Here is a 3053-nt window from a genome sequence, read left to right on the forward strand (position 1 = left end):
GATGTGGGTAGCCCGCTATGCTGAAGCACAACGATGCTGAAAACAGCTCTTCAGCCATTTCTTCACCCTTCTTCTCGTTCGAGCGATTTTGATGCTGCATACCCAGTTTGGTCCATTCGTATGCCCAGTTACCACTTCGGTAACCCATGACCGTATCAAGCCACTCATCGGTTGTACGAGAGTTATCTGATGACGCGATGCGAGCCAATACCGCTTCTTGCTCAATGGGGTTAACGCCTTGCCATACCCACTGAAGACGTCTTAGGTTTCGGTACCATGATGAGTTTTGCTGTTCACGCTTCTCATCCAATAACGCTTCAGAGCTTGGCATGTATTGTGTAAGCATTGAGGTCTCTTTAGCCTGCTTGTGCTTTACAAACAAGGTTTCCGAAAGGTTTGAGCTCGTTTCTTCTGATTCAGACATTGGGATACTTAATAAGAAATGGTTGTTACTAATCATATAAAAAAAAATGACCCTATAAAGGGTCATTTCTCAAAAAACTAAGTTTACGCTTATTTTGACTTGCGATTTACCGGCTCAACGTAGCTTAGGCTAGTATCCCAAGGTTGCTCAATCCATGTGTCTTGAGCGATATCAACGATGTACTCGTCTAGCAAATCAGCACCAGATGGCTTTGCACACACAGCGATCAGTTTCGCTTTCGGGTACATTTCGCGAAGCTTGCGTGCAGTGTCACCACTATCAACAAGATCTTCAACGATTAGGAAGCCTTCGCCGTCACCTTCAGGTGCTTTAACGACTGTCATATCACGTTGGTGATCGTGGTCGTAGCTAGAAATACAAATCGTATCTACGTGACGAATACCTAGCTCACGAGCCAAGATTGCACCAGGAACCAAACCACCACGGCTCACTGCCCAGATGCCTTTCCACTGCTCTGCTGGCATTTGCTTTTCAGCAAGTTGACGGCAGTAAGTCTGCATGTTGTCCCAAGTGATAACGAATTTGTTGCTCATAGTATAAAACCTAATAATTTTGTCATGTTATTAGAGGCTATTTCAAACATAGCCTCTTCAGCGATTAAGCAGAAATCTAGACGATTAAGCGAAAGTATATTTAAGAATAAAGATAGCCGACATTACCCACACAGCAGGTGAAACATCGCGACCTTTACCACTTAGCAGCTTAATTGCAGCGTAAGCGATGAAGCCTAGTGAGATACCCTCAGCGATAGAGTATGTCAACGGCATAAGCAGACATGTTACCACGACTGGGGCTGCTTCCGTAAGATCACGCCAATCAATACCAACTAGGCCAGACATCATCAAAATTGCTACATAGAACAACGCACCTGATGTTGCGTAGGCTGGAATCATACCTGCAAGCGGTGAGAAGAAAAGAGCCAGTAGGAACAAGATACCAACAACAACCGCTGTTAGACCGGTACGGCCGCCTTCAGCGACACCCGCAACACTCTCAACGTAAGAGGTTGTATTTGATGTACCTAGCAGTGCACCAATTGATGTTGCTGTTGAGTCAGCAAGCAGTGCCTTGTTCAGACGAGGCAGTTTACCGTCTTCTTTGATTAGGTTTGCTTTCGTTGCAACACCAACCAGAGTGCCCGCTGTATCGAATAAATCGACGAACAAGAAAGCGAATACTACTGAAATCATACCGATTTCAAATACAGCAGAGAAATCAAGCTGCATGAATGTTGGTGCAAGACTTGGTGGCGTCGACATGATGCCGCCGTATTGAACGTCACCAATAGCAATACCGACAGCTGTGATAGCTAGAATCGCAATCATTACTGCGCCTTTCACGCCACGGTGAACAAGAGCAATCGTAAGGAAGAAACCAAGCGCACCTAGGATAGGAGCAATCGCGGTAATGTCACCCAGTGAAACTTTCGTTGCAGGGTTAGAAACAACGATGCCAGCATTGCTAAGAGCAATAAACGCTAGGAAAAGACCGATACCTGCAGAGATACCAACACGCAGAGACATTGGGATCGAGTTGATAATCCATTCACGGATCTTAAAGATGCTTAAGAAGATGAAGATCACGCCCGATACGAAAACCGCTGCCAGAGCAACTTGCCACGTATAACCCATCCCCATTACAACAGCGTAGGTAAAGAATGCATTCAAACCCATGCCTGGAGCTTGAGCAATTGGGTAGTTAGCAACAAAGCCCATGATGAAACAGCCAATAGCAGCTGCTAAACAGGTTGCTACAAATACAGCGCCATGGTCCATACCAGCATCAGCTAGAATCATTGGGTTTACAAAAATGATGTAAGCCATTGTTAGGAAGGTTGTTAGACCTGCGATGATTTCAGTGCGCACATTGGTGCCATTTTCACTGAGTTTGAATAGCTTTTCGAACATTATCGAATCCTATAAGGGTAAAAGTAAACGGTTGCGTAATCGATTGGCTGTGGATTATAAAGTTATCAAATAACAAATTCCAGATAGAATTAAGGCTCTAATCGATCTTTATCAGAATGCCGTATGAAACAGAGCGATTAAAAATAAAAGCATGAATGGGAAATTATTATTAAAAACAAGCAATTAAAATAAAAATGCTCAATATGATTAGTTGGTTGCTTTTTCTACCATCGGCTATTTTCATTGAGAATCTAGCTAATAAATTCCGAATTCAAACCCACAATAGTTATGTATTTTTCAACAGGATCAGTAATAAGGCGCAAATTGATATTTCGGCGTTTAAAAAACAACCACGCAGAACAGCAGGAAAAGTGATAAGCGAAAGCGGTTTGGAAAAGTAGCAGGCAAAAAAAACGCCACTCAAAACTGAGTGGCGGTAGAATCTGTCAACCAAAAGGGCTGTAAAATAATTCCAATATATAGGGGTGAACAAAACTGTTCGAGTTACATGCTTACGATATTAGTAACCAAAGCTTGTAGGGTATGCAAAGTTGCTAGTGTAAACAGAGCTGTTAATCCAGAACATTGCAGATGGTAAACCTTTCATAACTATCACCTTAATAAATCAATAAAAAACGAATTTGATTTCTCGGTTCCTTGGAGGCGATAAAACGGACTAATCCTTTGAGCATTTACTCTTC

The 3053-nt window shown here is 42.9% G+C and carries 3 protein-coding genes; all 3 read right to left on the bottom strand.

Annotated features, from left to right (window positions below; translation table 11 throughout):
• Nucleotides 1-424, bottom strand: a 424-nt coding sequence (locus AB4653_RS14535) for an alpha/beta hydrolase (protein ID WP_372104541.1), incomplete at its 3' end; no start/stop codon positions are given.
• Between the two features lie 89 nt (nucleotides 425-513).
• The gene (tet(34), locus tag AB4653_RS14540; protein ID WP_009847475.1) at nucleotides 514-978 is read right to left on the bottom strand and encodes an oxytetracycline resistance phosphoribosyltransferase domain-containing protein Tet(34); all 465 of its coding nucleotides are present in this window, start codon (nucleotides 976-978) and stop codon (nucleotides 514-516) included.
• Between the two features lie 84 nt (nucleotides 979-1062).
• On the bottom strand, nucleotides 1063-2352 hold the full coding sequence (locus tag AB4653_RS14545; protein ID WP_012604654.1) for an NCS2 family permease: 1290 nt from the start codon (nucleotides 2350-2352) through the stop codon (nucleotides 1063-1065).
• Nucleotides 2353-3053 lie beyond the last annotated feature (701 nt).

The sequence above is a fragment of the Vibrio sp. 10N.222.48.A3 genome (assembly GCF_041475345.1).
Classification (GTDB): domain Bacteria; phylum Pseudomonadota; class Gammaproteobacteria; order Enterobacterales; family Vibrionaceae; genus Vibrio; species Vibrio tasmaniensis_A.